21 protein-coding genes and 3 tRNA genes are annotated in these 25364 nt (G+C 34.6%); 10 read left to right on the forward strand and 14 right to left on the reverse strand.

Translation table 11 applies throughout. The features are described 5' to 3' along the window. Window positions 1-60: 60 nt before the first annotated feature. Window positions 61-3033 carry a TonB-dependent receptor domain-containing protein gene (locus HNP25_RS02020; RefSeq protein ID WP_184129487.1) on the reverse strand — a complete coding sequence of 991 codons (2973 nt, stop codon included), beginning with the start codon at window positions 3031-3033 and terminating at the stop codon, window positions 61-63. Window positions 3034-3175: 142 nt separating this feature from the next. Here HNP25_RS02020 and HNP25_RS02025 point away from each other — a divergent pair, with 142 nt between their 5' ends. Beyond that, window positions 3176-3349: a hypothetical protein gene (locus HNP25_RS02025; RefSeq protein WP_184129490.1), complete on the forward strand. Its 174-nt coding sequence runs from the start codon at window positions 3176-3178 to the stop codon at window positions 3347-3349. A gap of 102 nt (window positions 3350-3451) precedes the next feature. Then, the gene (locus tag HNP25_RS02030) at window positions 3452-4522 is read left to right on the forward strand and encodes a mannose-1-phosphate guanylyltransferase (protein WP_184129493.1); all 1071 of its coding nucleotides are present in this window, start codon (window positions 3452-3454) and stop codon (window positions 4520-4522) included. Window positions 4523-4562: 40 nt separating this feature from the next. Here the strand turns inward: HNP25_RS02030 and HNP25_RS02035 are convergent, their stop codons facing one another. The 7 genes from HNP25_RS02035 to HNP25_RS21950 form a co-directional block, all read right to left on the reverse strand. Then, window positions 4563-5441 carry a MerR family transcriptional regulator gene (locus tag HNP25_RS02035; protein WP_184129495.1) on the reverse strand — a complete coding sequence of 293 codons (879 nt, stop codon included), beginning with the start codon at window positions 5439-5441 and terminating at the stop codon, window positions 4563-4565. Between the two features lie 240 nt (window positions 5442-5681). Further along, window positions 5682-6365 carry a carotenoid biosynthesis protein gene (locus HNP25_RS02040; RefSeq protein WP_184129498.1) on the reverse strand — a complete coding sequence of 228 codons (684 nt, stop codon included), beginning with the start codon at window positions 6363-6365 and terminating at the stop codon, window positions 5682-5684. A gap of 54 nt (window positions 6366-6419) precedes the next feature. Next, window positions 6420-6495 (reverse strand) — tRNA-His (locus HNP25_RS02045). A gap of 97 nt (window positions 6496-6592) precedes the next feature. Further along, window positions 6593-7204, reverse strand: coding sequence for a superoxide dismutase (locus HNP25_RS02050; protein WP_184129501.1), 612 nt, complete (start codon window positions 7202-7204; stop codon window positions 6593-6595). Window positions 7205-7293: 89 nt separating this feature from the next. After that, window positions 7294-7734 (reverse strand): nucleoside deaminase, encoded by a 441-nt coding sequence (locus HNP25_RS02055; protein WP_184129504.1) that lies wholly within the window; start codon window positions 7732-7734, stop codon window positions 7294-7296. Window positions 7735-7737: 3 nt separating this feature from the next. Then, a complete protein-coding gene (aroC, locus tag HNP25_RS02060; protein ID WP_184129507.1) occupies window positions 7738-8850 on the reverse strand; it encodes a chorismate synthase in 1113 nt (370 codons plus the stop codon). A gap of 54 nt (window positions 8851-8904) precedes the next feature. Beyond that, entirely contained in the window at window positions 8905-10242 is a 1338-nt protein-coding gene (locus tag HNP25_RS21950; protein ID WP_221432366.1) for a BatD family protein, read from the reverse strand. Window positions 10243-10506: 264 nt separating this feature from the next. Here HNP25_RS21950 and HNP25_RS02070 point away from each other — a divergent pair, with 264 nt between their 5' ends. Continuing rightward, window positions 10507-10725, forward strand: a complete 219-nt coding sequence (locus tag HNP25_RS02070) for a hypothetical protein (RefSeq protein ID WP_184129514.1) — start codon at window positions 10507-10509, stop codon at window positions 10723-10725. 65 nt (window positions 10726-10790) lie between these two features. On the opposite strand, the gene HNP25_RS02075 is transcribed toward HNP25_RS02070, so the two are convergent. Continuing rightward, a complete protein-coding gene (locus HNP25_RS02075) occupies window positions 10791-15500 on the reverse strand; it encodes a hypothetical protein (RefSeq protein ID WP_184129517.1) in 4710 nt (1569 codons plus the stop codon). A gap of 552 nt (window positions 15501-16052) precedes the next feature. Between HNP25_RS02075 and HNP25_RS02080 the strand changes: the two genes are divergently transcribed. Genes HNP25_RS02080 through HNP25_RS02090 form a run of 3 tightly spaced genes read left to right on the forward strand, consistent with a single transcriptional unit; the run spans window position 16053 to window position 17912 of the window. After that, window positions 16053-16361 (forward strand): helix-turn-helix domain-containing protein, encoded by a 309-nt coding sequence (locus tag HNP25_RS02080; protein WP_184129520.1) that lies wholly within the window; start codon window positions 16053-16055, stop codon window positions 16359-16361. Then, on the forward strand, window positions 16349-17590 hold the full coding sequence (locus HNP25_RS02085) for a type II toxin-antitoxin system HipA family toxin (protein WP_229202764.1): 1242 nt from the start codon (window positions 16349-16351) through the stop codon (window positions 17588-17590). Before HNP25_RS02080 ends, HNP25_RS02085 begins: the two co-directional genes overlap by 13 nt. 55 nt (window positions 17591-17645) lie before the next feature. Then, window positions 17646-17912, forward strand: a complete 267-nt coding sequence (locus HNP25_RS02090) for a zincin-like metallopeptidase domain-containing protein (RefSeq protein ID WP_310587151.1) — start codon at window positions 17646-17648, stop codon at window positions 17910-17912. Here HNP25_RS02090 and HNP25_RS02095 read toward each other — a convergent pair. The 3 genes from HNP25_RS02095 to HNP25_RS02105 form a co-directional block, all read right to left on the reverse strand. After that, window positions 17878-18069: a hypothetical protein gene (locus tag HNP25_RS02095; protein WP_184129523.1), complete on the reverse strand. Its 192-nt coding sequence runs from the start codon at window positions 18067-18069 to the stop codon at window positions 17878-17880. The genes HNP25_RS02090 and HNP25_RS02095 overlap by 35 nt on opposite strands. Before the next feature lie 371 nt (window positions 18070-18440). Then, a tRNA-Leu gene (locus HNP25_RS02100) sits at window positions 18441-18524 on the reverse strand. A 67-nt stretch (window positions 18525-18591) separates the two neighbouring features. Continuing rightward, window positions 18592-18664, reverse strand: a tRNA-Gly gene (locus HNP25_RS02105). Window positions 18665-18918: 254 nt separating this feature from the next. Between HNP25_RS02105 and HNP25_RS02110 the strand changes: the two genes are divergently transcribed. Further along, window positions 18919-19641 carry a DUF2490 domain-containing protein gene (locus tag HNP25_RS02110; RefSeq protein ID WP_184129526.1) on the forward strand — a complete coding sequence of 241 codons (723 nt, stop codon included), beginning with the start codon at window positions 18919-18921 and terminating at the stop codon, window positions 19639-19641. A 67-nt stretch (window positions 19642-19708) separates the two neighbouring features. On the opposite strand, the gene HNP25_RS02115 is transcribed toward HNP25_RS02110, so the two are convergent. Further along, on the reverse strand, window positions 19709-20485 hold the full coding sequence (locus HNP25_RS02115; RefSeq protein ID WP_184129529.1) for a T9SS type A sorting domain-containing protein: 777 nt from the start codon (window positions 20483-20485) through the stop codon (window positions 19709-19711). 325 nt (window positions 20486-20810) lie between these two features. On the opposite strand from HNP25_RS02115, the gene HNP25_RS02120 reads away from it, so the two are divergent. Genes HNP25_RS02120 through HNP25_RS02130 form a run of 3 tightly spaced genes read left to right on the forward strand, consistent with a single transcriptional unit; the run spans window position 20811 to window position 23799 of the window. Then, complete coding sequence (locus tag HNP25_RS02120) at window positions 20811-22574, forward strand: sensor histidine kinase (RefSeq protein WP_184129532.1); 1764 nt, start codon at window positions 20811-20813, stop codon at window positions 22572-22574. A gap of 33 nt (window positions 22575-22607) precedes the next feature. Continuing rightward, window positions 22608-23291 carry a response regulator transcription factor gene (locus HNP25_RS02125; protein ID WP_184129535.1) on the forward strand — a complete coding sequence of 228 codons (684 nt, stop codon included), beginning with the start codon at window positions 22608-22610 and terminating at the stop codon, window positions 23289-23291. Between the two features lie 13 nt (window positions 23292-23304). Next, entirely contained in the window at window positions 23305-23799 is a 495-nt protein-coding gene (locus HNP25_RS02130) for a DUF456 domain-containing protein (RefSeq protein ID WP_184129538.1), read from the forward strand. Here HNP25_RS02130 and rlmN read toward each other — a convergent pair. Continuing rightward, window positions 23789-24868: a dual-specificity RNA methyltransferase RlmN gene (rlmN, locus tag HNP25_RS02135; RefSeq protein ID WP_184129541.1), complete on the reverse strand. Its 1080-nt coding sequence runs from the start codon at window positions 24866-24868 to the stop codon at window positions 23789-23791. The genes HNP25_RS02130 and rlmN overlap by 11 nt on opposite strands. Between the last annotated feature and the right edge of the window lie 496 nt (window positions 24869-25364).

Raw genomic sequence — 25364 nt, forward strand, 5'->3', positions numbered from 1 at the left:
AGAAAAAGAGGAATATTCATTGCGAATATTCCTCTTTTTCTTTACTATGAATTTGTAATTTTACTTATTTAATAATTCATCAAAAGCAATTCCTATATAAAACATAGAGCCAACTGTTGGGTTACCCCATGAAGTAATGTATGATTTCCCTAATATATTAGTTCCACCAATTTTTACAATAGATTTAATACTTGATACTTTTTTAGAAACTTGTGCATCAAGTGTACTGAATGCTGGAATGTTTCCTTGTTGTAAAGTATTTACCGCAGGGCTTGCAAAGCTTGACTGCCAAACGAATGATTCTTGGTATCTCCATACAACATTGAAACCAAAACCAGTTTTGCCAACATTACGGTTACCAAAAGAGGCATTAAAACGGTATGCTGGAGTATTGTATTGTAATTGTCCAGAAGTAAGTCCCCCATTATCGCTTAAAACGTTATGTGAAACATTTCCACCAAGGTTGAATCCTTTTGGAAAAGCGTAGTCTAAACCAACAGCCCATCCTTCGGCTTTTATATCTTTTTCAGCATTGGTTGGTAATGAATATGGTTGTACTCTACCAGCGATAGCAGGGTCTGGTTTAACAACGACTTGTGAGATAGCGAAATTAGTAAATGTACTTGTGTAGTAATAAGCATCAACAAATAGTTTCTTACTAATTAAGCCTTTATAACCAACTTCCCATGAGCCAACTCTTTCGGGTTTGTACTCCTTACGATTATATACTTGCCATTTTGTTGGGTCGGTAGGGTTTGCCAAAACAGAATTATAAATATAACTTTTACCAGATAGTTGGTATCTATCATTGAATAATGGTAAACCACCAATTAAACGAGCTTGGGGTGTTAACAAGTCAATATACTGGTCTTGTGTTGTTGGGATTCTAAAACCTGTTTGATAAGATAAACGGAAATTGTGATCACTAGTTGGCGAGAAAACTCCAGAAATTCTAGGAGTAAATTGACCTGCAAAGTTTTCATTTTTATCATACCTTAAAGAACCTGAAAGCTTAAACTTCTTGTCAAAAAAGTCTTTGGCAAGCTGGGTGTAAGCTCCAAATTCACTAATTGTGAATTCTTTGGCGTTAGGGTTACTAGAGCCATCAGCATTAGCCTGTTGTGTAGCAAATAATGTACCGCCAGAGTTTAATGAATAAGTACGGTAATTTGCACCAATAATTACATCAACTACATTATTAAAGGCTTGAGAAAGATTATACATCCCTTCAATAGCATAAAGATTTGATTTGTCATTAAATTTCGCTCCACGAGGGATTGGTAAGCTTTTTACATTATCGAGTGTTGCATTCCAATTTGCACTTGAAGGAGTTAAGCGACCAGCATCAGCAAGTGTACGTGCTGCTGTATGATAAGCCCCAAATTGCCCTTGAGTACTAGCACTAGCTGCTGTAACAGCAGCAGAAGGAGCAAGACCTTGTCCTAAGGCACCAGCAAAAATAGTAGCATAATTGGTAAGGGCTGATTGGGCGAAAGTACCAAAATATTGTGGGTACCATGCTGTACTTGGTTTCCAAGCCTCGTTAACCAAAGAACCTAATGTTCCAGTAGCATAAGCATCGCCTGAACGTTCTTGCGTTGTGTATGCTCTTACAAAAAAGTTAGAGCCTTTTACTTCTAATTTGTACTGCCCTAAACTAAAGTTTTTGATGGAGTAGCGGTCTGCACCTGTATAAAGAGTTGTTCCATTTCCCCAACTTGCTTGAGCGATAGCTTCAACATTATCGTTAATTCTATAGTGAACGGCACCGTTAAATTTTATACTGGTAGTTCCATAAGATGCCAAGTCTCTTTCATTATAACCGATTCTTGAAATGTTTGCATTGGTTTGCCCGGGAATAATAGCATCAAAAATTTGTTTTGGTGTTTGACCAGACAATTGAACTAAAGATTTTCCGCCAATACCTGGAATATTAGCTGGATAAACAAAAGTAGCAATTGCACCTAAAATTGCAGAAGTACCGTTTGCTCCATTACCAGGAATACCATTTCCGAATAAACCGCCATACATATTTACGTTTGTTTCATCTCCATAAGTATTCACACCATTGTAAGCAAAATTGTTATCACGTGTGCCATTGAAATTGCTACCGTTCAAAAAGCTTTGGTCTCTGAAATCATTTGCTTGCCAATCATCGGCTTTTAAGTAAGAGAAGTTGACTTTGAATGCAATTTTGTTGTTAAATGCTTTTGCATAACGAAATGAAGCATCATAATAACCAGTTGTAGCTACAGAACGATTTTTTTCATTCATTACTCCAGTTTTAACTGATGCACTAAGTCCTTGATATAAAAAAGGACTTTTTGAATTCATTAATAAAATCCCATTCAAGGCATTTGGCCCATAAAGTGCTGAAGCTGCGCCAGGAAGTAATTCGGCAGATTCAAGGTCTAATTCTGAAATCCCAACGATATTTCCTACTGAGAAATTTAAACCAGGTGCTTGATTGTCCATTCCATCAATCAACTGAACCATTCTAACGTTTCCATTTGAATTAAAACCACGAGTATTTACAGAGCTAAAAGTTAGCGATTGAGTACTCACCTCAACACCTTTTAGGTTTTTTAAACCATCATAGAAAGTTGCCGAAGGTGTATTTTGTATAGCACGTATATCCATTTTCTCAATAGAAACTGGAGATTTCATGATGCTTTGTTCTACTCTTGAGGCTGAAATTACTACTTCCTGCCCCATAATACTTTGCTCAGAAAGTGTAATATTAAAATTACTCTTACTGCCATCCACTAGAATTTCCTGAGTATTGTAACCAACACTTGAAACAACAAGCGTAAAAGGCGTTGGAGTACTTGTTGTGAGTGCAAATGCTCCTTTTGTATCTGAAATCGTACCAATTACTTTTCCTTTTACTGCAATACTTACACCAATCAATGGCTCTTTTGTAGAACCATCACTTATTTTGCCTGATATTTTTGTTTGGGCAAATAGCATCGAGGTCATAAACAATAGCGAGGTAATTAGACCAAGCCTCATTGTTGTAAAATGTTTTTTCATACCTTTATTTGTTAGTGAATTAAAATTAAAATAATGCCTTTTTCCTAATACGATGAATTATTATGCAAATAGAAAGAATTTTTTGGATTTTATTATGCAAGCAGAGTAAATATTTTACATTTTTTCTTAAAATTATTTTATTTTGAAAGTAAAAATAGTCAATGCTAGTACTCTTGAAGTTAAGATAGTATTTTTTAATTTAGGAAAGGAGTACATTTACGAAAATTTAAAAATTAAAGAAATCAATCAATTAAAAAAAATAGAAGGTAGTAAAGAAAGAAATTTTGGTATTTTATATAGCTTTTATTATAAATAAATGAAGCTTTTCATTATAATTTCCTTTTTTTAGAAACTATACATATCTTTAAATTTCAGAAGGATAGCACACAACTAGCATATATAATAATAATACTAAATCATGAATAAGAATAACTATGTAGTAATTATGGCAGGAGGGGTTGGTACTCGTTTTTGGCCATTTAGTAGAACGAATAATCCTAAGCAATTTCATGATGTTTTAGGAACAGGTAGAACGCTCTTACAACAAACGGCTGACCGATTTGAAGACATTTGTCCAAATGAAAATATATTTATTGTAACAAGTACTGATTACATTGATTTAATCAAAACGCAATTACCTTTTTTATCAGATAGTCAGATTTTAGCTGAGCCAATCCGTAGAAATACAGCTCCTTGTGTAGCTTATGCTTGTTATAAAATTGCTAAACAAAATCCCGATGCCAATATTGTGGTAGCACCAGCCGACCATATTATTTTGAAAGAAAAGGAATTTGAAAAAAGAATTAATATTGCTTTAGAAACTTCTGCTAAAGGTGATGTACTGGTTACGCTTGGTATTACTCCAACTCGCCCTGATACTGGCTATGGTTATATTCAATATGATCAATCAGAAACTGAAGTGAAAAAAGTTAAAACTTTCAGAGAAAAGCCAGATTTAGCATTGGCAAAAACCTTTTTAGAAAGTGGAGATTATGTTTGGAATGCGGGTATTTTTATCTGGACTGCTAAAGCAATCAAAAACGCATTTTCAAAAAACAGTCCTGTAGTACATAGTATTTTTGAATCGGGGAATGATATTTACTTCACAGATAAAGAAACTGATTTCATTAATAACATTTACCAAAATTGTGAAAGTATCTCAATTGACTACGCTATCATGGAAAAAGCTGATAACGTATTCACCGTTTTAGGAAATATTGGCTGGTCTGATTTAGGTACTTGGAAGTCTCTGTATGAAGTGTCGGACAAAGACGAAGATGCTAACGTAGTAGATGGAGCAACGATGCTTTACGGTGTTAAAAATAGTATTGTAAAAACGCCAAAAGATAGATTAGTGGTAATTCAAGGTTTGGATGGCTATATTGTTGCAGAATACGATAATGTCTTAATGATTTGCGAAAAAGAACAAGAACAATTTGTGAAGAACTTTGTAGCGGATGCTACAAAAAAAGGAAAAGAATTTGTTTAAAATATTCGGGATAGGAAGAATATGAAATTCAATATTCTTCCTATTCTAAAGCAATATCCATCAAGTATTTAATCTGAGTTATAATTTCCACATTATCTGGGCAGTCAATGTCCTGTCCTACTACTTGATAACCTGATAATAATATTATTGAATCAGGAAATTCCTTCGCCAATTTGTACACATATCTCTGTACTTCATCTTGCCCAGGCACGGATGTTATCACACTAAAAATATAATCTGGTTTGTGTACTTTATGAGCAAAAATTAGTTCATTGAAAGGTAAGCTTTGCCCTAAATAAATTACTTTATTCTGGCGTGAACGAATGATATAATTCCCAAACAATAAACTGATTTCGTGCATTTCGCCTTCAGGCAAGTACAGCATATATTTTTTAGCACCCGGTCTGAGTGAAGGCAATTGCCCATCAATAGCTACAATAAGCTTTTGGCGTATTAAATTAGAAATAAAATGCTCTTGAGCAGGTCCAACAGACCCAGTAATCCATAAAGTGCCAATTCTGCTCAGAAAAGGGAAAATGATGTTAATCATCATGTTTTCAAAGCCAAATTGAAGGGTATTGGTACTTACAATTTTTTCAAATCTTTCTTCATCTAAATCCAACATCGATATCGTCAAAGCATGAATTTGTTCTGGATAACTTAATTGTTTTTCCGAAATCAACATCACTTCTTTTGACATCTCATCGGCACTCATTTTAGAAATCTCCGAGATTTTATAGCTATGTTCTTTGAGCAAAGCAATGTTTAAAACCAATTTAAGGTCTTTGTCGTCATAAGTACGTATATTGGTATCTGTTCTATCAGGTTTTAAAATATCATAACGTTGTTCCCAAATTCTGAGAGTATGAGCCTTGATACCAGATAATTGCTCAAGGTCTTTGATAGAATAATTGCTCATGTTTTTTGGTCGAAGGGATTAATTATTTTCTACAATCGAAATTCAAATCAATAGGTTTACTCAACGCTGTATTGATATAATAGAATTTAATAAAATTGCTTCCACTAAAGTTTTCAATTGAATAAAATGATGTAACACAACCGAATTACAAAGTATAAATACTTGTAAACTTAATATTAAGGTATTAACCTGTTTGCTTAACGAAAGGTTTACAAAATTATACAATAATATCGATGTAGCCTAAGCAGGGAGAAGTACATTGAGGAGAAAAAACAGCAATTGTAAACAAAATAAAAGCGGTGCTAATGAGTTGTTTTTAAGGAATTTACTATTGATAAAATAGAATTGTAAAACAAAAGAAACTCCAAACCAACCAAAGTAGTTTTGTAAAGGAATTTTATTGAATGACCATTGCCAAAAATCTAAACGAATCGCTACGGGTTCTATCAATAAATCTAAACCAACCATCAAACAGGCAGCAATAATTGATAATATGATTCTTCCTAGAATACTTGATTTTAGGTTTTGAAAGAAGAGTTCGACAATTATTCCTGAACAATAAACTAGAATAAGCCAATTAGCACCAATGACTATGGGCACTTCAAAGAGTTTGAAGCCAAGAGTTTTTCCATACTGATAATCGCCAAAAACAATACCTGTATGCACGCCAATTACTTCTATAAAAAAGCCCACTAAAAAAGTAATAACAGCAAATAGAATAAATTTTGGTTGAAAATCTTGATGGAAAATAAGTAAAAGGATTAATGAAGTCCAAAGATTAAAAGGAGATAATACTTTAAAATATTCTTGGGTTAAAGGTAATTTCAAGCCTATCAATCCAACAAGATACATTAGCGAAAGTATCGTGAATGTAGTTTTACAATAACGAGTCGTGATTAATGTTTTGAGTTGAGTATAATTCATGGCTTATTATGAAATTAGGCAATAAAAAAGGTCTTGTCGTATTGACAAGACCTAGGGAGGAAGATGGGGCTCGAACCCACGACCCTCGGAACCACAAACCGATGCTCTAACCGACTGAGCTACAACCTCCGTGTTGTTATGGGACTGCAAAGGTAGAAAGTCAATTTTAAAATAGCAATTTTTTCAATGAAAATATCACGAAAAAATTGCTATTATTTTGTAACTTATTAAGCTTTAGCTGCTTGGAAACGGCTTTCTGCACCAGCCCAATCTACCAAATTCCAGAATGAATCGATATAATCAGGACGTTTATTTTGGAATTTTAAATAATATGCGTGTTCCCAAACATCAATACCGATGATAGGCGTACCTTTTACATCAGCAACATCCATTAATGGATTATCTTGATTTGGTGTTGAAGAAACAGCTACAGAACCATCAGCAGTAACAACTAACCAAGCCCAACCTGAACCGAATCTTGTTAAACCAGCTTTCTTGAATTCGTCTTTGAAAGCTTCAAATGAACCGAATTTAGCAGTGATAGCTTCTGCTAAAGTACCTACTGGAGTTCCGCCACCGTTTGGAGAAAGAATATTCCAGAAGAATGTATGATTCCAGTGTCCTCCACCATTGTTACGAATTGCTGGTGAGTATTTACTTACTTCAGAAATTAATTCTTCAAGAGATTTGCCTTCTAATTCAGTACCTGCTACAGCAGCATTAAGGTTAGTAACGTAAGCATTGTGGTGACGGTCGTGGTGAATTTCCATCGTCAACGCATCAAAATGAGGCTCTAAAGCATCATTTGCATAAGGTAAAGGGTCTAATACGAATGCCATTTTTATAAGGAGTTATTTATTAATTATATAGTTAAGGAGTTCGAGAGTTTTCTCTACTCATGTTGTTTCAAAAACTATCAAAACGCCAATTAAGTTCTTAATTGACTAAAAAAACTCTTCAATAGTTGTTCGCAATCATCTTGTAAAACACCAAATGTAATTGTTGATTTGGGATGAATGATAGATGGATTTACTTTTTTGAAACCTCTTTTTTCATCCGAAGCTCCCCAAACAATTCTATTTAATTGTGACCAAAAAATTGCACCACCACACATCACACAAGGTTCTAAAGTGACATACAAAGTACAATCTTTTAAATATTTTGAACCCAAAGTCTGAGCTGCCGAAGTAATTGCTAACATTTCAGCATGTGCTGTAACATCGTTGAGTTTTTCAGTTTGATTATATGCTTTAGCGATAATTTGATGCTGACATACGATAACTGCTCCTACTGGAATTTCTCCTTCTTCATAGGCAATAGTTGCCTGTTGAAGGGCAATCTGCATAAAGTATTCATCAGAAAAGAGCATATTTTACCAAGGTAAATCAGAAGAAATTTCTATAGCAACTTTGCTAGTTGCACGGTTTCTCAAATAAAAATCGACTAATACTAAGGCTGCCATGGCTTCTACAATCGGTACTGCACGTGGTACAACGCATGGGTCATGGCGTCCTTTTCCTGATACCACAACAGTATTTCCATCAGCATCTACACTGTCTTGGTCTTGCATAATGGTTGCTACGGGTTTAAAAGCAACTCTAAAGTAAATATCTTCACCGTTAGAAATTCCACCTTGTACACCGCCCGAATGATTGGTTTTTGTTTTTACACGATTATCTTCATCCAAAAACATTTCATCATTGTGTTCTGAACCGTACATTTCAACACCATCAAAGCCACTGCCATATTCAAAACCTTTTACAGCATTGATACTTAACATCGCTTTTCCTAATTCGGCATGGAGTTTATCGAAAACAGGTTCACCTAAACCAACAGGTGTACCCGTAATTACACAATTAACAACTCCTCCGATAGAATCTCCCTTTTTACGGGTTTCGTCAATTAAGTCAAACATTTGTTGTGCTACCACTGGGTCAGGACAACGAACGGCATTTTCTTCGGCAAGATTCAAATCTAATTGTTGATATGGCGTTGATAATTTTAATTTACCAACTTGCGAAACATAAGATTTAATATCGACACCGATTTGCTTTAGTATCAATTTTGCCAATGCCCCAGCCGCTACTCTTGCTACTGTTTCACGAGCAGAGCTACGTCCACCGCCACGATAATCACGGTTGCCATACTTTGCTGTATAAGTATAATCAGCGTGCGAAGGACGAAACTGTTGGGCAATATGTGAATAATCCTTTGAACGTTGGTCGCCATTCAAAACCATCATAGCGATTGGCGTGCCAGTTGTTTTTCCTTCAAAAATTCCTGAAAGTACTTGAAATTCATCGGCTTCACGGCGTTGTGTGGTAATTCTGGATTGCCCAGGTTTGCGGCGATCTAATTCGCTTTGAATAAAAGATGAATCGAAGTCAATGCCAGCTGGACAGCCGTCAACAATTACACCAACTGCTGTGCCATGCGACTCGCCAAATGTACTAATCTTGAATAATTTACCGTATGTACTGCTCATTTGAGTTGTATGAGAAATAACAAAATGTTATTTCATTCTTTTGATTGCGCTTACTTATTTTCGTTTTTTATTGGGTAATAAAATATAAACCATTCCTATCAACATAATTGAAATTAGGATATTGGCTTCATCTTTCAAAAACTTACTGAATTCATTGGGGATTTCAGACGAATCTTTTTCTTTCAACCCATCATAAACCGAAATTACCGTTAAAGGAGTATCGGCTGTTTTAATGGTTTCTCCACTTACTTTTAATTGGAGTTTTGATTGTAGAGTATCGTATTTATCGGTTTTTGTATTGAAAAATATCCATTTAAAATAATTTCCGAGTGCAAAGTTACCAGCCTGTTTCGGAATTATTAGAAAAGTGAAGGTTTTTGTACTAACAACTTTTCCATTTTCTGGATATGAACTTGAATTTACTTCAGGAGGGAAAAAGTCGAAGAGGCTATCGTTTTTCATTTCGGGTAGTTTGATATTATAACCATCGCCCGTAATTTGAATGCGATATTGAACCGATTTACCCGTACTTATGCTATTTTTATTGATTACTTCTTTCAATGAAAAATCTCCAACGGATACCTCTTGCTTTAAAGGATGGCTTGGTAAATCTTTCGTTTTAATGATAAATGGTTTGGTTTTGAAAGTGACAAATTCAGGTATTTTTTCACCATTTTTTCCAATGGTATATTTTATCAATTTTAAACTGACCGATGGAAAAACGATAGGTTTGTTATTTAAGGGATAAAAGGTAGCTTGATAATATTTGTACTGAGTGTAAGGTTTACCGTTTAAAACTAATTGCCCTTGCTGCATTTCTGTTAAACCAAAACTCTCTTCCCAGCAGTTTTCAGGTTTCAATTTTTTGGTAATTTCAGGAATTTGAGCTTCGTTTTGGTAAGATTCAAATTCTGTTGGATTATTATCAGCTACATAAAAAGCAAGCGTAACAGTAAAACCTTCACCAGTAAAAGGAGTAAATTTATTGGTGCTCAAACTCAGAAAAGCATTATTTTTAGCATCAACGGTTTCAGATTGATTTCCTTCAATAAAATCTGTAAAATCTTCATCTTCAGAGGTTACTTCTTTTTTTTCAGTATTGGTTTTGTCTAAAACGGCTTTACTTACTTTTATACTGAATCCTTCAGATTTTAGATTGAGTTCATTTACATTTACTTTGAAAGAAGGAATTTTAAAAGTGCCAATTTTTTGTGGAGAATAGTTTTGAGAAATATTGCAAGTAGAGACATTCTGACCATTTACATAAGAATGTGTAATGGAACGAGAGAACCCTTTTTTAGTAAAATTCGGTAAATCAGGAAACTTACAAGTAGGAACTTGGGCTTCGCCAATGTATTTTACAACCACCGTCACCACGAAGGGTTCATTCATAGAGATACGCTTATCGCCTAAAATTAACGATACATCATTATCCTGAGCCTTTGAAGAAAAGCACGTTATAAAATAAAAAAATATTGAAATAATTATATAATATTTTTTTTGTTTCACCGTTGAAAAAATAAACGTTCAAAAATTAATAATGGATGGTATAAAATAACAATTATTTATTTTATGTAAAATGCTTGATTTTCAGCTATTTGTATCATAAATTTGGTTAGAGATTTATATTATTAATTATTAAATCCTTTAAAAGCTATGGTTACCTTAAACTATGTCAAAGTTATATTGGAAAAAGTTAGTTTTGATGCAAAGTTATTCGAGAAAGAATTAAAAAAAGCAATCAAGACTTTATTATCTGATGAAGTAAAAGAATTGCAAGTATGGTGTTATGATAAATTCGGTAAAACCTACAAGCAAGTAATTGAGAAATGTTTTAATAGAATTCGTAGAAAAATGATTAGACTATCAGCCTAGCATTTTCTAACACACTGACGAAATATACAAAGCCCAACAAAGTAAATTTGTTGGGCTTTGTATATTTAAAAACCTTCTTTCGCTTCTTCCTTCTTCTTTTCTACTTTTGGTTTTTCTTCTTTTTTATTGACTACCTTTTTACCTTTTTCAACCCTGGTTCTATAATTATCCACGAATCTTTCGGTAAAAGCGATTTTCTCTTCAGCACCTACTCCTAAAAAAGTATAAGCATTTTTGCCACCACCTTTTTTTACCCCTTTAGATTTTGCCGCAACCGCATTATTGAATTCTCCATCTGAAGAAATTACGCCCATTTCGTTTTTCAAATAACCCATAAAGTACCAAACATCTTCTGAAGGTTCGAGGTACAAATAAAATTCATCGCCTTCATTTGTCTTCTTGATTTCTAACATTCCTTCAATTTCAGCATTGATGTCGGTTCCTCCAATATTGGCAATGGCAATTTTCCCAACAGTATAAAAGGCTGATTGCTGCTCGGAATATCGCAAATTAGCTTTAGAAATTACCATCGTTGTATTGAATTTTGAAGAAATTGAAAAGAGCGGAACATGCTCATTTTTCAAACGTCTTTCAAATGGTGCAACCGTTTTTCCTCCTAGAATATTGGCTATTTTAGATAATAGATTTTCCTTGTCTTCAGGTTCATCAGCACTTGTATTATCACGTGAATCTAAATTTACTTTAACAATTTTATCAGCCATTGCCTTTAATACTTCTGTAGGCATTGGGAAATTTAGGACTAACATTTGGTCGAACTTGTATTTCCCACTATCAATACGCATTTCGGCAAAACCAGATGTTTGTACTAAAGTACTTGGGTTAAAGAAATTGAAAGCTCCTTCTAATTTCAAAGTCTTTTTGGCATCATCAAAAATATAGCGATTGGCTTCGTAAGACTGTGTTTTGTCGTCAGCACCAATTTCAAAACGAGATGTTTTTGGAATATCTCTGAAAGCACCTTTTGCTACGAAAATATCTTCGTCTTTTGCGTCTTCTTTACTTGATAAAAAAGTAGTGTACAAACCACTAGAAGCTGTTCTGAAATGAAGCCCAGCCAGTAATGGAGTATTTGTTTCGCCCATCAAAGTTGGTTGAACGTCGATACTTACGCTATCACGACTACTTCCTTTGTAGGCAATCCAGTTAGAATCATACCTTTTATTTTTTGTGTCTGGACGCACAAAACCATTTAAAGTAAGATTTTTATCCGTTGAAGTCATCTTAATTTCTCCACGGAATAATAGTTTTGGAGTAAGGTGAAAATTATTACTTTGTTCGATATTTGCTTTGGCAGAAGTAATATATCCTTTAGTTTTTTTACGATTATCAAGAATGGTTTCTTTGAAATCAAAATCTCCCATCTTAATATTTAGTGAATCTCCCGCAGCGTTTACATAGCGATAAATAGCATCTCCCTCGAAGCGTAATTTTGATAGAATTTTAATGTTTCCATTAACCAAACGATGATAAGTATTTGCCGTATCAAGGATAATTTTAGCTTGATGGAAATCTTTCATTTCAGCATCTTTACTAACAACAACTGCTCCTTTGTCGGGAAAGATTTTTGCATCTGCCGTTCTAATAAAAGGCACGCCATTGATATTCAAAGATTGTTTTTCGATATTATACAAAGCTTCAGAACCATTGAAAGAGAGCCCTTCTTGACTTGGTTCCATTGATGAAAAAGTAGTAGTTTTTACATCACCTTTCATCGTGATTAACTTTTTATTGATGTCCCATTCAGCACTGTTGATGGAAGTTTGATAAGCCGTATATGGGAAATATAAACTGGTAGAATCTTCTAATTTCAAATTCGTTGGTGTTTTGATATTAACCAAACCCGTTTGAATATTAAAATTGATATTCATTTTTTTACCAAGTAGAGCAGGTTTTGCTGCACTCATTGTATTTCCAACAAATAAATCAGCAGATTCAGCCGTGAAAACACCTTTGACAAATTTGAAATTATTCGAACTAATTTCAGAATCTTGTCTTTTTACTTTTCCAAAACCAAACAAACCCGTTTGTCTAACCAAAAGTTTTCCTTCTAGTTTTGAACTTCCAGCATAAAAATCGAAAGTATTTTTCTGAGTTTCAATCAACATACTATCCACTTTCGGTTGCCATTTCAATTTGAAGTTATTGATGGCAACTTTGGTAAAATAAGCTTTGCCAACTTCGCCTTCGTTGATAATTCCCGTTGTTCCGTTTGCTGTCACTGAATCGGCGGTAAACAAAGCTTCTTTTGCCTTAATTTGAGCCGTCAGGTGATTGATTTCTCCTTCGGTATGCAAACCTTTGCTATCCATCAATAAGTTTGACGTAAACTTTACAAAAGTCTTGCTGTTGTATAAATTGTACTTTCCTTCGGGTACTTTGTGGCTAAAGCCCAAAGTATTGTCGGGCATTGAAATCAATGTTTCCTTGAAAGGAGGGAAGATACCATCAGAGTAAAAAGTACCGACGAAATTAATGTCTTTCACATTCAAACTATCGAAATCAATACTTGGTACTTTGAAGTAAATCTTTTTATTGTAAATTCCATCCAATCGCCAAGGATGGTCGAAGTAAGCCGTAACTCCAGTCGGAACAACTAAACGAGGATAATTCAACATTCTTTGGCGACCAGATTTATTATCAGGTTTATTGATATAAATTACGCCAGCTTCATATTTTAAATCTCCACCAATTTCTGTGCGGCCTTTTTTAGCTAATTCCTTTTGTGGAATAAAAGTAATGGAATCAATTTTATCTAATTTTACACTGAATTCACTGTAGTTAAATGACAAATCTCTTCCTCTGAATCTAAAATTTCCTGTTTTAAGCTCTCCGCTGATACCAAAATTTCGGTCTTTATTTACTTTAATAATGTTATCATAAGGTGCCATATAAACATTAAGCGAATCGGAAAGGTAAAATTGCTTAACACCTCTGATGATTAACTGATTATTGTTCAAATCTAAAGAAGCATTGGCGGTAGAATCTTTAGCACTTGAAGCATAAAAAGAAGGAATCAAGAAATTATCATAATCTTTTTTCGCTCCATAAACTGCTAAATAATGTAAGCCTTTTCTTGAAATTTTAAGTCTTTCAACATCTGGGTCATAGTCGAAATATCCTTTTTGCATCATTTCTAAAAAGACAGATTTTAAAGCACTGGCATCTTTTTGATATGAACGAGCAAGTTCACTCACTGTGGTTGATGGAAGATTATTCTTTTTGATAAAATTAGCAACAACCAATAATGGATTGAAACTGTAGTTAGCAGAAATTTTCGCAAAACGTTCAGGATTGAAATAATCGAAAGATTCAAACAAAGCTGGAACGATGTTCTTGGCAGTAACAATCATGAAATCCATTTTTTTATCTTTCAGGTTCCATCGCATTACATCTGAAGTAATATCTAATTTATGATAACTATCTGAGTATGAAGATTCCCTAAAACCGCCGTCATCTACTTTATTTAGTCGTAAATACTCTAATTGACGATTATAATTCAGTTTTACTGACGGATGATAGAGGGAATCTTGACTAGCAAAATAACCAGTAAAAATTGCAGATGGAGAAGTAATCAAAGAATCGCTAATTTCAAAACGTTTACTAATTACTTTAAAAGCCGTTTTACCATCTTTTTTTACTAAAATCGTTGCATATTTAGACTGAACCGAAGCACTTGAAATTTTAGTGCCAACGATAGTGAAACCGCCAGTATAGTCGATGTCTGAGCTGTTTTTTAAAGTAACATCATTTTGTAATGACATAAATCTTGGAAAAATGGACAAACTATTCTTTACTCTTTTTCTACTCTGAAATTCAAAAATCCCTTTTATTGGATTATTCAATTTTTGTGGATAATTGAGTGTAGCAACATCTGCTAAAAGTTTTGGATTTCTAATTGCCATACTGTAATGGTCTAAATTGACAAAGATTTCAGGTCCTCCAACTGTTTCCCAAGAAAACTTTCCACCATTTCCAATCAAATTTCCATCTTTAATATCCAAAAAAGCTTTTGTATTTTGAACAATCGCAGAATCGTTGGCAGTAACGATTGCCAAATTAATATTATTGAATTCTATGCTTGGTCCAGCATTTAGAAATTGAACAATTGGCTCTTCAGCTTGCGGTGCTGTTGCAGTATTATTGTTTGAAGGAAGTGGTGCATCCCATTCATCCCAAGCAGATTTTTTTGGTGCTTCTGGTGTACTAGCAGGAGTATTCGTTTTTTCAGATTTAAAAATTTCTGTTTTCTGTTCGTTGAATTTAAAATTTACAGTACCATTAAAAGCGTACAATCGGTTGAAATTCGTAAAGTAAAGACTATTGTTTTTGAAAAATAGCCTACAAACATCAATGAATCTGGTTGTGGTTTTTACATCGCCAGTTTCTACCGATTTTTGAAGTGTACTTAAATAATTATCAAAGCTAGACGGAGTAAGTACTCCGCTGTTCAGTCCAAGATTAATTGCATCAAAAAAAGGAATGAATTGTGGCGATTTGTAGCCTTTTTTGAGCATAAAACTAGCAACTTTTGCCAGAGAAGCTTTTTGTGTCTCAGCGATTTTACCAGCATTCCAGTTTTGGTCAAAATTCTGAGCAATAGCATTTGCTTGTGGATTTCCAGAAGCCGCTAAGACGTTTTTTGCATCCGCTAAAAATTCCTCAGGTTTCTCAGAAAGTTTAAGTCCTTGTGCTTGAGAAGACAAGTAAAAAAGAATAATTCCAAAAGTTAAATAAAAGCGTTTTATAGTCATCATTGTAGGAGTTAGCTTCAAGAAAGAAACGAAATCATAGAGATTAGTATTTCATAACGAAACGAAGTATTCATGTTGAATGATTTGCGGAAAGAAATCTAATGTGCAAATATCATCATTTGAGATGATACAGAAGAAGGAGTAATGAAAAATAAGAGGAGTATGGACAAAAAAATAAACTCTTGAAATCGAGCATTTTGCTAAAACGCTGATGAATTAGTTTTCATGACCTTGCCAAGTTGTACGACCTTTCAAAATTAAATTAAGTTCTAAATTACCTTGACCAGACTCATTAATGTTATTTTACCTCGTTTTGAGCGTTTCGGATTTCTTGTATTTACCCTCCTTATCAAACCTCCTAACAGTAAAATAACCGAAATAAGGCTATTGAAATACCTTCTCCAATGATGACTATAATGAAGCTTTAGGTAAGGTGATTTATTTTCTGTAATAGGCGATATAAGATGACAAAAAGGGATATTTTCCTCTTGAATTTTATTATATTTGTAATACTATAGTATTAGTATTGACTATATTAACTTGTAAAGTACTACTATGTTATCACTTATATCAGCTTCAAAAGCACAATTGAAAATTGCTGAAAATATTCGGGCAAGACGGTTATCTATGGAACTTACCCAAGAGGGGCTTGCTGAACGGTCGGGCGTTCCTCTGGCTACTTTGCGAAAATTTGAACAAAAAGGGGCTATTTCTCTGGAATCCTTTTTGAAACTCCTGATGGTGGTTGGGGAAGTGGAAGAACTCCTCAATATCCTTAAACCATCAAAACCAACATTCAACTCTATTGATGATGTATTGAAAGATACGGATAACGTATCCCGAAAAAGAGGATGGAAAAAATGATGAAGCCCGTTACAGAAATCAAGGTCGGCTTAGACTTTGGAACAGCCATACAACAAGTAGGACGTTTGGTAGTACGTGACCACATTATTTATTTTGAATATGATGATGAGTTCATAAAAACAGGCATACAAATATCCCCGTTTCGCCTGCCATTGAAAAAGGGCGTTTCAGCATTACCGCAACGACCGTTTGAAGGATTGGCAGGTGTTTTTAGTGATAGCCTCCCAGACGGTTGGGGACGATTGCTTTTCGACCGCTTGTTGAGGTCACAAGGCGTATTACCAGCCACCATATCCCCCCTTGACCGTCTTGCACATGTCGGATTGTCGGGCATGGGAGCTCTTGTCTATGAGCCTGACCGTAGCCCCTCAGAGGTTCAAGAAGTAATAAATCTCGACCAACTTGCTTTGCAATCGCAGGAAGTGTTACAAGGCAGCTCAGAAGAGGTTATTAGGGAATTGCTCGCCTTGAACGGTTCATCTGCTGGAGCCCGTCCAAAAGCTCTTATAGCTGTCAGTGAAGATCGCCAGCAAATTATATATGGAGCAGGAAAGCTTGATGAAGGGTTTGAACCTTGGCTGGTTAAATTTACGAATTCTCAGGATGGTAGCGATGCTGGTGCGATTGAATATGTTTATGCCTTAATGGCAAAGGAAGCAGGTGTCCTGATGCCTGAAGTGCATTTATTCCCATCACAGAAAGGGGCTGGTCACTTCGCTGTTAAACGTTTTGACAGAGATGGTGGCAAACGACTGCACATGCACACGGCAAGTGGGTTGTTGCATAGTGATTTCAGAGTCCCATCGCTGGATTACGAAGATTTGCTCAATTTAACTGGAGCAATTACCAAAGATATTCGTGAAGTAGAAAAAATGTATCGGCTTGCCGTTTTCAATGTGCTTGCCCATAATAGGGACGACCACGCTAAAAATTTCAGTTTCCTAATGGATAATCATGGGGAATGGAAAATGTCTCCTGCTTATGACCTTACTTTTTCAAGTGGTCCAAATGGAGAACAAAGCATGATGGTCATGGGAGAAGGCAAGACCCCTACGATTAGCCATTTGGTAAAATTGGGTAGAGAAGCCAAGTTACCTCAAAAGCACATAGATGAAATTATTGGCGGAACAAGACACGCTCTGGATTCTTGGAGAACCTTGGCGACCGATTACAATGTTCTGCAAACAAATATCGACTTAGTGGCAAAGACCATTGGCAACAATTCGTAGGTCAAGCGAGCTGGACAACAAACTAGACAGGCAGGAAACGAAACACTCTGTTGGAGTGGAAGCTTGTTTGCTGGTAGCAGATTTAGGTTTTGAACCCATGGCAGAAGAAAAACATACAGCATATACTGAGTCATGCCTGAAAGTTCTCAAAGACGACAAGCGATTCATCTTCTCGGCAGCATCCCATGCACAAAAGGCTGTGAGTACATTCATGTTTGCAATATCAGGAAAGATTTACTTCTTCTTGAGGGAGCAATTTAGAGTTCAGCGTTTGTTAGTCTATCAAATCACCATATTCTTCTTGTGTCGGTTGAATAATTGAAAAATTCAATCGCTTGAGTAGGCGTTAATCGCTGCTCCTCTATTTCTCGGACTAACCAGCGACGAAAAGCCACTTCATAAGTGAAATCTTCATCATGTGGCTCGAAAGAAGATGAAACTAAAATTGTATAAAAAGAAGATTGGGTCGATAAAGACATCTTTGTAAAAGTTAACTAATACAGTCAAGCTTTTTTAGGATGTTACAGAACAGCGAATAGACTAAGTGTTGTTTTATTCTTAATTGAAAGATAGTTGCCGACAGTGAATTCGAGTAACATGATACAAGGGCGTTAATGAGATATTTTCTTAAAAATAAGGAAACATTTAGTAAGCATGTTTATGTGCTGTGTGATTTATTTGTAAGAAAAGAATTACGAAAGGGAAGTGAAGGCTTAAACTAAAAGCTTATAATTTTTTCAGGGAATTTGCAGTTTTTTTACCCCTAATTTATGCGAAAAAAATGTTGTACCTATGTTGTACCAAATAAAAAGGGTTCTTACATTTTACTGTAAAAACCCTCTTTAAACTGTACCGGGGACGGGAATCGAACCCGTACGAACTTGCGTTCACAGGATTTTAAGTCCTGCGTGTCTACCAGTTCCACCACCCTGGCATGAAATCAAAGTTATAACCTTAATCTCTTAAACTTAAAAAGCACCATAAGGTGCTTCCATAAGCTGAGCGAAAGACGAGGTTCGAACTCGCGACCTCAACCTTGGCAAGGTTGCGCTCTACCAGCTGAGCTACTTTCGCTTGTGATTTTTCTGAATTGTTGTTGTAATTCCGTTGAATTGTGGTGCAAAATTATGCGATGTAATTCGTCTGTGCAAGCTTTTTGTGAAAATTTTTAATAAAAAAAATCACAAAATTTATAAATAGCTGATTATGTTTGGATTAAGCTTGAATTTTTTTTAGATTTTTTGTGCATTTAAAGGTGCTTGAGCATGTAAAATTGGAAAGTAGCTAAGTATTCAAGTACTTTGTGGAATATTTATTTACTGCTTTAAATGAAAAAATATGTTTGGGGCTTTGCTATGATTTTTTTAGCGAGCTTTTCAAGTTATGCTCAAAATTATCCACACTATACTTTGTGGTCAAGGTTTTCAATTCAGAAAAAAATTAGTAAGTATTTTGATGTGAATGCCGATTTTCTTTACAGAAGACAAAATGATTTTAGTAAGAGGAATTATAATCTTTTTGATTCAAGATATGTGGAGGCGTACAGAATTTCGTCAGTTTATAGAAAGGGAAATTGGGCAGTAAGTTTTGCTCCAATTGTTTTTAATACTTATCCACTTTATGGAAAAATAGATGATTTAAAAAGACCTGTACGTTTAGAAATAAGACCTGTTGCTTATTTAGAATGGACTAAAGTATTAAGTCCAAAATGGACTTTTAGGTCAAGATTTGGTTATGAATATCGTTTGTTTAAAAGAAGTGATAATACTTTTGGAGATGAACAAGCTAGGATTCGCTTACGGATTCAGTGGAGGTATAATCTGAATAAAAACAATATTTTGTATGTCAGTGAAGAACCGCTTTTGAATATTCCTCCTAATTTACCTGCCAATAATTTTAGTCAAAACCAGCTTATATTGATGTTGAGCCACGTATTTTCTCCGCATTTTACAACTGAGATTGGTTACATGTGGAATCATAGACAAAGGGCTAGTTTAGTTGAGTTTGATGAAGAAAATGCTTTTCATACTCATTTCATTATCAGGCTATAAACAAAAAAGAGTAACTGCTTTTAAACAATTACTCTTTTTGTAAAACGAAACTTTCCAATCAATTTATTTATTCAATAACTACTCTTTTTGCAGTACCGTCTTCACGTTGTGTTACGGTTACAAAAAGTGTTCCTTTGGTATTTTTCTTTAATTCTACTTGTCCCATAAATTCACCTTGAAAATCTTTGAATTTTTGAGTACCTACTTCTTTGCCATTCACATCAGTTACTGTAACATTTACATCTCCTTTTTCAGGTGTGTAAAATTTCAAGTTCAATTTATTATCAAAAGGTTTGTTTGGATAAATCTTCAAATCTTTAACTGTTTTTGAATCACTGAAAAGCTCAAAATCTTTAAAGTCGTTGTCAAATTTAAACTTGAATTCCTTCATAGCTGGCTTTAATGAACCAAGCAGTTTGTCATGGTCAAAATCTAAGCGAAACTCTTTAAGGTCGTTTCTCCCTAAATTGTTGTCAATTCTTTTGCCATCTCTGTAAATTTCAATGTGTCGTTGTCCGTTACTTGGAGCTTTAAATGTTTGGGCAAATCTTTCATTACCTCTATCAACTTTAATTCTAATTTGCTTTCTTTCTCCTTTTCCTAATGTCGTTGATAAAGAATCAGTAATACGATTAATAAGATCTTCTTTTTGTTCTGCATTCATTCCTTCGGCATTGTAAGTACGGTCAAAAACTTGTGTTTGTCCGTTTTCTGTAGATTCTACATGGATTTTAATTTTGCCATCTTTTTCCTCAATGTTTTGTGAAGTACTTTTTTGTGCCATTGCAGTCATGCTAACCACAAATAGGATAGCCGTTCCGAAAATTTTGATGTTCTTTTGCATAGTGATTTTTGTTTTTTTGAGTAATAAAAAATCATGTAAAAACTACATGAAACAAACTTAATCAACCTATTCTATATCAAACCTTTAAACTTTGTTAAAAGATGTTAAACGGAATAAATTGCTTGAGAATTAGTTTAATTTTGTTGCGCTGTAACAGACACGCTAAAAATAAAAATGTTGCAAATCATATATAAGCACAATTTTTTTAGGTTTTTAGCTTGTTTTAAAATGTAAGAAGATAAGTAATTGGAAGACTTGAGCTGCTAATAATTGCTGAAAAGCCTCATTGCTTAATATTTAAAGCTCAAAATGTTAATGATTTAGAATGACTAAGCGGAAAATACAATATATAATTGCTTTGATGGCTTTTGCTTTATTAGGTTTAATTGCCTTCCAAATGTATTGGCTAGGTTTTACGGTTCGCTCTAAAAATGACCAATTTGGAAGTGATGTTCGAGATGCTATGCAGCAAGTTGTTCGTAAGCTTGGAAAACAAGAATTCTACTATTTTGTACAACGAAAAGTAGAAGCTGAAGAGAAGCAAAAGCAGCTTATGGCAATTGCTAAACCAATTCAAGAGAAGTCTATAGAGACACCAAAACAGAAAGTACCAAGTAATATTGCTTCAAATCAAGCGGGAATTGGTTTAGATAAAGTAGGAGGAACACCATTCCCTTCAGATATTTTGGTATCTAAAGGAACAGAAATTTTGCCTAATGGAGATATTCGAGAATATCAGGAATTTTCGATGAATATTGATATTCAAGATTTCCAAAATCGTTTGAATGAACATAAACAATTAGACGAAATTTTTTCTGAAGCACTGCAACAACATCAAAATACACTTCAGAAGCAGGATTCTATGCGAAAAGCAGAATTATCAGCAGCAAGAAAAAAGCAAGTAAGCAAAAAACATGTTGATAAAATTGTTGACCCTTTAGAAAACCAAGATAAAGTAATGAACAAAGCCGAAATGGCGAAAGAGGTTTTCAATGATTTTTTGTTCAAAAAGAGAAGTATTTATGACAGAATCAATTATTTAGTACTAGATTCTTTGTTGAAGTATGAAATCAAAATGAAGGGAATTGAAATTCCTTTTGAGTACGGAATTAGCAGCCAAGAAGAGCCTAATTATTTACATTATGCGTCTTCGATGAAGTACAAAATGACAGGCTTGAAAAATGATAAAGATACGTATATGGTCAATCTTTTTCCGAACGATTATACCAATTCCGAGAATTATCTAAGAGTATATTTCCCGAATCAAGACCGATATATTATCCGAAATATTTGGGTGATGTACGCAACTTCATTATTGTTGATTTTGGTGGTTTTGAGTTGTTTTTATGTGGCAGTAAGCACGATTGTCAAACAAAAACAATTGGCTGATATTAAAAATGATTTTATCAACAATATGACGCATGAGTTTAAAACGCCTATTTCTACCATTTCATTGGCGACTCAGATGTTACAAGATGAAGCCGTATCGGCTAGTCCTTCGATGTTTAAGCGTTATTTAGGTATTATTCGAGATGAAAACAAACGTTTGGGTTCACAAGTGGAGAAAGTGCTTCAAACGGCACAAATGGAAAGAGGCGATGTACAATTGAAGCTTAGAAAAGTTGATGTTCATGAAATTATTGAGAAAGTATTAGAGAATATTAGTCCCCAAATTGAAATGCGAGAAGGCATCATCGACTTAGATTTGCAAGCCGAAACCACAGAAATTGAAGCTGATGAAGTACATTTGACCAATATTATCTTTAATCTTTTGGATAATGCCAACAAGTATTCGCCCGAAAAACCTGAAATTACCATTGCTACAAAGAATACCGAAAAAGGAATTTCAATTACGATAAAAGATAAAGGTATCGGGATGAGTAAAGAATCTTTGAAGAATATTTTTGAAAAATTCTATCGAGTACCAACTGGTAATTTACATGATGTCAAAGGTTTTGGATTAGGTTTGAGTTATGTAAAAAAAATGATTCAAGAACATCACGGCAAAATAAACGTACAAAGTAAAATCAACGAAGGGAGTGAATTTGAGGTGATTTTACCGATTGATATTACTTTACAACAAAGTTAACATATACATTTAAGCATTATTCCTATTATTAACATGACAAAGATTCTCCTTGCCGAAGACGACCCCAATTTAGGTACTTTACTTCAAGAATATTTAACGATAAAAGGCTACGAAACCATTTTGGCAAAAGATGGCGATGATGCTCTTACAAAGTTTGTACAACAAGATTATGACCTTTGTATTTTTGATGTGATGATGCCCAAAAAGGACGGTTTTACTTTGGCAAAAGAAGTACGAATGTCTGACAAAGATACGCCTATCATCTTCTTGACGGCAAAGGCGATGAAAGAAGATACTTTACAAGGTTTTAAATTGGGTGCAGACGATTATATGACCAAACCTTTTTCGATGGAAGAATTGTTGGCTCGCCTGCAAGCCGTTTTAAGAAGAAGCCAAAAAGTAGAATTACAGAACGAAAAGATTTCAAATTTCATTATCAGAGGTTTTGCTTTTGATGCTGAAAAGCAAATATTGGAAAGAAATGGAGAGTCACAGAAATTGACAGCCAAAGAGTCAGCTTTATTGAAATTACTTTGTGAAAATATGGGTAAACCAGTCAGCCGAAGTTTTGCTTTGAAAATGGTTTGGGGGGATGATACTTATTTCAATGCCAGAAGTATGGATGTGTATATTACCAAATTAAGAAAATTCTTAAAAGAAGAACCTGAAATTCAAATTCTGAATCTTCATGGCGAAGGTTTTAAATTGATGGTTTAAATAAAAAAATATAATGGACATATTACTATTAATTGGTTCAATAATATGCCTTTTGGTGGGTTTGGCTGGTGCAGTATTGCCATTGCCAGGTCCACCTCTTAGTTTGATAGGCTTGTTTATGTTGCATTATTCCAAGTATGCTGATTTTGATAGAAAGACTTTAATTTTCTTTACTTTAGTTACTATCGGAATTAGTATTTTTGATTATTACGCACCCATTTGGGGAACAAAAAAGTTTGGTGGAACGAAGTATGGCACTTGGGGTTCAACGATTGGTTTGCTCGTAGGCTTATTTATTATCCCAGGTTTTGGAATGTTTCTTGGAGCCTTTTTGGGAGCATTTTTAGGTGAAATTCTTGGAAAAGCGGAGCCTAAAAAAGCCCTAAAAGCGGCGATTGGCTCATTTTTAGGGCTGATTGCTGGAATATTTGGTAAAGTATTACTTTGTTTGGCGATGCTGATTTTAGCTTGTATCGCTATCGGAGAGTATTTTATGATTATGCTGTAACTTCTTCTTTCACGACTGGCGGTTTTTTGCCAGCTAATTGTCCACAAGCGGCATCAATATCTTTTCCTCTTGAACGACGGACATTAATTACCATATTTTTGCCTTCAAAAAACTGAGCAAATTTTGCTAAAGTTTGTGGGTCTGTATTGGTATAATTGGCTTCTGCAATTGGGTTGTACTCGATGATATTGATTTTACAAGGAAACTGTCTGGCAAATTCCCAAAGCTCTTTTGCATCTTGCAAAGTATCGTTAAAACGATAGAAAAGAATATATTCCAACGTAATTCTACTGCCTGTTTTCTTGTAAAAATGCAATAAAGCATCTTTCAAAGCTTCTAAAGTATTCGATTCGTTGATTGGCATAATCTGATTACGCTTTTCGTCATTGGCGGCGTGAAGCGAAAGTGCCAAATTGAATTTTACTTCATCATCGCCCAATTTTGTAATCATTTTTGCAATACCAGCCGTAGAAACCGTAATACGTTTTGGCGACATTCCTAAGCCTTCGGGCGAAGTAATATAATTGATAGACGACAACACGTTGGCATAATTCAACAAAGGTTCGCCCATACCCATATACACGATGTTGGTAAGCGGAGTTTGGTAATGCGATTCTGCTTGGTCACGAATTAAAACTACTTGGTCGTAAATTTCGGCTGGGTCGAGGTTTCTTTTTCTCTCCATATAACCCGTAGCACAGAATTTACAAGTAAGCGAGCAACCCACTTGCGAAGAAACACAAGCCGTCATTCTATCGTCGGCAGGAATCAATACGCCTTCTACTAAATTATGGTCGAATAATTCAAAGGATGATTTGATAGTTCTATCTGAACTGATTTGTTTTTCAGATACTTTTACGGCTCTGATGTCGAAGTTATTTTCTAACAACTCACGAGTTTTCTTAGAAAGATTAGTCATTTCCTCGAAAGTCTGAGCCGATTTTTTCCAAAGCCATTCATAAATTTGTTTAGCTCTGAAACCCTGTTCGCCATGCTCTGTCAAGAAATCTTTGATTTGAGCCAACGATAATTTACGTATATCTTTTTTGGTGATTGTTGCTGTTTCCATGAATTTGGCAATCATTACTCTGGCGTTTTACCGAAAGTAAGATTATTTTTATCGACAAAAAAAGAGCAAAGATTGTCGTCTTTACTCTTTAGGTTAATTTCCCACAAAGTTAAGGATAAAAACAAACCAAACCAAGATGTTGGTATGGGATTGATAATCAAATGTTTATAAATGTTAATATTGTAGCTTTAAAACCATTGATGACATGACTTCGAGGCATGACTTCAATAAACTGCAAGCTTACAAAACTATTTTGTTGATTTACAACACTTCTCTGAAAGCTTACAAAACTGTTTTGTTGCCTTAAAATACTTCTCTGCAAGTTTACAATGCTATTTTGTTGACTTACAATATTTCTCTGCAAGCTTAAAATACTATTTTGTTGATTTACATTACTTCTCTGCAAGCTTACAATGCTATTTTGTTGACTTACAATAGTTCTCTGCAAGCTTGCAAAGCTATTTTGTTGACTTCAAAAACGCTATGTAAGCTTACA

Source organism: Arcicella rosea, assembly GCF_014204325.1.
Classification (GTDB): domain Bacteria; phylum Bacteroidota; class Bacteroidia; order Cytophagales; family Spirosomataceae; genus Arcicella; species Arcicella rosea_A.